We start from the raw sequence: 5058 nt of genomic DNA, 5'->3' as shown, positions 1-5058 counted from the left end.
AGACGATGACGATCCAGCACGACCTCCACCATCACAAAGATCATGCCGCCGATGAGGGCAGGACTCAGCCGCGCATAAAATCCCTCAATAATCCCCGCGGCCTTGAGTGCTCGGAGCCGCTCCGAACAGGCGGACGCCGAAAGATGAACTCGTTTTGCAAGCTCACTTTTTGAAATCCGACCGTCTGCCTGAATTTCGGAGAGGATCCGCAGGTCCCAACTGTCGAGTTGCACGGGATCGGGTTTCGACTTCATAACCTATGCTCTCAGCGATGACATCGCGTTGTGTGCCGATCAATTCTATCATCAATTGAAACGAGCGAATGTAGCAGTGGAAGGCATCCGTTCCAGGCCCGAGATGTGCCAGAATGGGGTACGAAAATCAGCTGAGGGTGAGCGATCCGCTGAGAAAAGCTGCAGAAGTAATTTGGCTATCGCCCCAACGCCCAACGGGGCAATGGTGCAGCTGGAGAGAATAGTCGGCGGCGGCGGAGACCATGATAAATAGATAACCGATTTTCTTGAATCTCGCTGCCGTACTTGATAGACGCGCGACTGCATTCGACCCTCGATCGCATGGACGGCATACTCAATGCAGTATTCACTCGCACATTCAACTATTAGGGTGAATTGAAGGCCTTGCTTGGCCGGCTCGCCGAGGCGCAGGGCACCGCAAATGCCGCTCGTCTTATGGCTTGCCCGATAATTTGGCGCTCGGGTCTGGCCGAAATCGCCCAACCGGAAAGACTCAAACACCGATGTTGCGTGCGATGCTGTCGGCTGCCATACGCTTACGCCACTCAAGAGGCCCGGAATTGTGAATGGAGTTTCCCTCAACATCGACAGCCATGACGACGGGCATGTCCTGCACATCGAATTCATAGATGGCTTCCATGCCCAGGTCTTCAAAGGCGACAATCCGCGCCGCCTTAATCGACTTTGAAATCAGGTACGCAGCGCCACCCACTGCAGCAAGGTATGGCGTTCTGTGTCTTACAATCGACGCGATGGCCGCCGGTCCCCTCTCCGCTTTGCCCACCATCGCGAAAAGGCCGGTTTCGGCGAGCACCTTGTCCGTAAAATCGTCCAAGCGGCTGGAGGTTGTTGGACCGGCGGGTCCAACGACTTCATTCCTCACTGCCCGGACGGGACCGACGTAGTAGATCACGCGGCCCCTCAGATCGACTGGGAGCGGCTTGCCGGCATCAATCAGTTCGACCATTCGTTTGTGGGCAGCGTCACGGCCCGTCAGCATCTTTCCAGAAAGCAGGAGCGTTTCACCGCAGCGCCACGATGCCGTCTCTTCCTTCGTAAGCGTATCTAAATTGACCCGCCGGACGCCGGCTGGGTTCAATTCGTCGGCTCCGATGTCGGGCCATTCGCGCAAATCGGGCGGCTGGAGGCTGATGGGTCCAGAGCCGTCCAAAGTAAACTTCAGGTGCCGGTTGGCGGCGCATTGCGGGATGAGCGCCACAGGCTTGGACGCTGCATGAGTAGGATAGGTCGCAACCTTGACGTCAACGACTGTCGTCAGACCACCAAGGCCTTGGGCGCCGATACCAAGCGCGTTGATCCGCTCATAAAGCTCAATCCGCAGCCCCTCTTCTGCGCTTGACGCCCCCCTTGCGATCAGTTCCGCCATATCTATGGGCTCGTTCATGGCCTCCTTGGCCAGCAGCATCGCCTTTTCAGCGCTACCACCGATGCCGACAGAGATCAGTCCAGGTGGACACCACCCGCTGCCAAGGGTCGAAACGGTATTGACCACCCAGTCGGAAACGGAGGCGGTGGGATTGAGGGTGGTAAAACGTGCCTTGTTCTCCGACCCGCCGCCTTTCGCGGCGATGGTGATCTCAATCTGGTTACCTTGCACCAGGTCGACATGGACAACTGCCGGTGTGTTGTCGCGGGTGTTGACCCGTCTAGCGAGGGGATCCGCAACGATCGATGCCCGAAGGGGATTGTCCGGATCGAGATAGGCTTGACGTACGCCCTCATTCACAAGATCCGCGAAACTGGCTGTTGACTTAATGCGGGCATCCATGCCGACCTTTGCGAAGACAACCACAAGTCCGGTGTCCTGACAAATCGGGCGCCGCCCAAAGGCCGCCATGCGGGAGTTCAGCAGAATCTGACCTATGGCATTCTTCGCCGACGGGCTCTGTTCTCGCGTGTATGCGTGAGAAAGAGACCGGATATAATCTGGAGGATGATAGTACGAGATGTACTGAAGGGCGTCGGCGACGCTCCTTGTGATGTCGCTACCGGCCATGGTCCGTGTTCTGTTTCCCACCGGATTTTATCCAAATGAACCGAGGCCATTGACCATTTTCAGAATCTGGAAGCTTCGCACCCCCTGCTCGCCGCCTTCATATCCATAGCCGCTTTGTTTGACTCCTCCATAAGGGGCATCAGCGGAAACCCCTTTCAGGTAATTCACACTAACAGCGCCCGCAGAAAGACCGCCCACAAGCCTCTGTTGCGTATCGGCCGCGCCAGTAAACAAGTAGGCGGCCAGACCGTACTCCGTGGCGTTGGCTTCATCGATCGCCTCTTCGATCGTATCGAAAGGAGCCACGGTGAGAATTGGTCCGAACGGCTCTTCATGAAGCACTCTCGCTTCCTTCGGTACGCCAGTCAGGATGGTTGGCGGCCAGTAAAACCCCGGTCGGTCAAGGGGGATGCCACCGGTCTCGATTTGGGCGCCGCCCTCTACCGCATCTTTGGTCAGGCGTTGCATGGCCTCGATTCGCCGCGCGTTTGCCATGGGACCCATCTGCGTTGCAGGGTCATCCGGTGGACCGATCCTGATTTTTCGGACCGCCTCCGTCATCCGGAACAGGAATTCCTCATAGCGGGATCGGGCGACAAGAATCCTGCTGGGCGCATTACAACTCTGGCCCGCGCACTCGAATTTGTATTCCGAAATAGCCGGTATCGCCGTTGCCAGGTCGGCATCTTCGCACACAATAACCGGGGAATGTCCACCGAGCTCAAGGATGCAGCGCTGCAGATTATTCGCGGCCAGTGTGGCCAGCTGTTTCCCAACAGCGGTCGACCCCGTGAACGTCAAGACTTTGACAATTGGCGAACTGAGCAGATGCCGTGATATATGCACAGGAACACCGAACACCAGGTTGACCACGCCTTCCGGTATCCCTGCTTGACGCAAAGATTCCACGACATGGACAGCCACGCTTGGCGTCTCTTCGGCCCCTTTGAGGATCACCGGGCAGCCTGCCGCCAGCGCGGGGGCGAGCTTGCGGGCGATGAGAACGGCTGGATAGTTCCACGGCGTAAAGGCAGCGACGACACCGAGGGCCTCCGGGACGATCATCCTGTTCGGACCCAACGGAATCGGGGTCGACAACTCATCGGCATGCCGGCCATTCCATTCCAGCGTTTCGACTGCGCGCGCGTACTCTCCTGTTGCTTCGGCAATCGTCTTTCCCTGTTCGGACGACAGGTCCCTGGCTGCGGCGCCAGCTTTCTCAGCCAGATTGCTGGCGGCAGAGACGAGGATCTCGCCACGCTCTTTGGCGGGGCGTGAGGACCACGCCTTGCGGCTGCGTTCTGCCGAAGCAAGAGCTTCATCCAAGTCTGGAACCGTAGCCGAGGCCACTGAGGCAAATACCTTCTCCGTCGCCGGGTTGATCACCGGCAAAGTGGCTCGGCTACCACCGGCTCGCCATTTGCCATTAATGAAGAGCTCGTAGCTCCTGGCGTGGGACATCGCGGGCTCCACTTGTGATTCTGGCCATGCGAGCGCCGTTTCAATTTTCGAAGCCGCTGAGCTCGCTTGAGCCAGTTTCATCGCGATGGTCGCAGCGGGTCAAATATCGATTAGTGCCTAAATCCATCTGGAATCCAGATCGATCTGTTCCGACAGGAAGGAAGTCATGCCGTTGTTTACAGATCGATGGTTCTCAGGTCGCGTCAGGAGCCGATGCTACCCAGCCCCGGCTCTCAATCAATTCTCTGGCGACCTTCGGAATGAGCTTGCGGACCGCAGAAACGGCCGCAGAACGCTCATCTTTGGGATTTACAGCAAGCACCACGGAGCGGGTAATTACCGGATCGACTATCTTGACCGTCCGGACCAGCCCTTGAGAGGCTTCTTTCTGAACGGCAGACGGGGCGAGAATAGAATGCGCTTTTCCCTCTACGACCATGTTGATGATCGTTGAGAGCGAGTCCACTTCAAACTTGACGTCCATCGCGCAACCGTGTTGTGCGACGACATCAGCCACCGAACGCCTGACATTGTTGTTGCGCATGGGAACCGCCAGGGGGAATGCATGCAGGTCGGCCAGAGATATCGCATCTTCAAACGGTGGCTCGCCGGACGGAACCACCAGACAAAGGTCTTCGCGCGCTAGCACAGTCATTCGCCCCACACTGTCCGCAGTGCGGTACAGAACCGCCAGATTGAAGCGTCCAGCCGCCATCCATTCCTCTAGCGGTCCCGTCATACCCTCGACCATCTTGAGGGACACCTTGGGCAGTTCGTGTCTTACCGTCTCAAGCAGCGGACCGCTCAGGACGCGAGCAGCTCCAGACGGAATGCCAATAGTCACCTCCCCGGCGGGGGAAGCGGCTGTGTTGGTCAATTCCACCTCGGTAATTCGAATTTCTTTGAGAATCGCCCGCGCCCGCTCCAGGAGTTTGGCTCCTGACGCCGTCACGCTCACGCCGGTCCTGTCGCGTATCAGCAGCTGAGTGCCGAAGCCTTCCTCCAATTGGCGCACATGCAGACTCAGCGCACTCTGGGCGACATTCAGAAAGCCAGCGGCCTTCGTGAAACTGCCTGCTTCGACCACGCCAACAAAGTATCTTAACTGCCTGATTTCCACGGGTACTCTTCCGAGGGCGGACTGCAATGATGTAATCTATCTCGAAATGTGATGGCGCGACAGCAATAATTGCAGAGCGACATGACGCCTAACTGTCGTGTCATCTCAGTGTGGTTTGACCAAAACCGTAACCTATGTGTCCAGAATGGACCCAACCCGCCGAGGCTTCAACCGGCCAACTCGGCGCCCTGATCCATGGAGATGAT

4 protein-coding genes are annotated in these 5058 nt (G+C 57.6%); all 4 read right to left on the bottom strand.

What is annotated here, in order from left to right:
• Positions 1 to 254 (bottom strand): Lrp/AsnC family transcriptional regulator (locus EN991_RS22880; RefSeq protein ID WP_164769311.1); only part of this gene is annotated, 254 nt, incomplete at its 3' end.
• Positions 255 to 747: 493 nt separating this feature from the next.
• Positions 748 to 2271 carry a fumarate hydratase gene (locus EN991_RS22875; RefSeq protein WP_063169307.1) on the bottom strand — a complete coding sequence of 508 codons (1524 nt, stop codon included), beginning with the start codon at positions 2269 to 2271 and terminating at the stop codon, positions 748 to 750.
• 27 nt (positions 2272 to 2298) lie between these two features.
• Positions 2299 to 3732 carry an NAD-dependent succinate-semialdehyde dehydrogenase gene (locus EN991_RS22870; protein ID WP_063170369.1) on the bottom strand — a complete coding sequence of 478 codons (1434 nt, stop codon included), beginning with the start codon at positions 3730 to 3732 and terminating at the stop codon, positions 2299 to 2301.
• 193 nt (positions 3733 to 3925) lie between these two features.
• The gene (locus EN991_RS22865; protein ID WP_063169308.1) at positions 3926 to 4852 is read right to left on the bottom strand and encodes a LysR family transcriptional regulator; all 927 of its coding nucleotides are present in this window, start codon (positions 4850 to 4852) and stop codon (positions 3926 to 3928) included.
• Positions 4853 to 5058 lie beyond the last annotated feature (206 nt).

This window comes from Mesorhizobium sp. M7A.F.Ca.US.005.03.2.1, from assembly GCF_003997795.1.
GTDB lineage: Bacteria > Pseudomonadota > Alphaproteobacteria > Rhizobiales > Rhizobiaceae > Mesorhizobium > Mesorhizobium ciceri.
The sequence above is the reverse complement of the archived record's forward strand: the minus strand, read 5'-3'. Positions and strand labels throughout refer to the sequence as shown.

What these genes read in the sequence shown, in the direction of transcription:
- EN991_RS22870 (WP_063170369.1), bottom strand. Translation starts at nt 3,732, where the DNA reads ATGTCCCACGCCAGGAGCTACGAGCTCTTCATTAATGGCAAATGGCGA.
- EN991_RS22875 (WP_063169307.1), bottom strand. Translation starts at nt 2,271, where the DNA reads ATGGCCGGTAGCGACATCACAAGGAGCGTCGCCGACGCCCTTCAGTAC.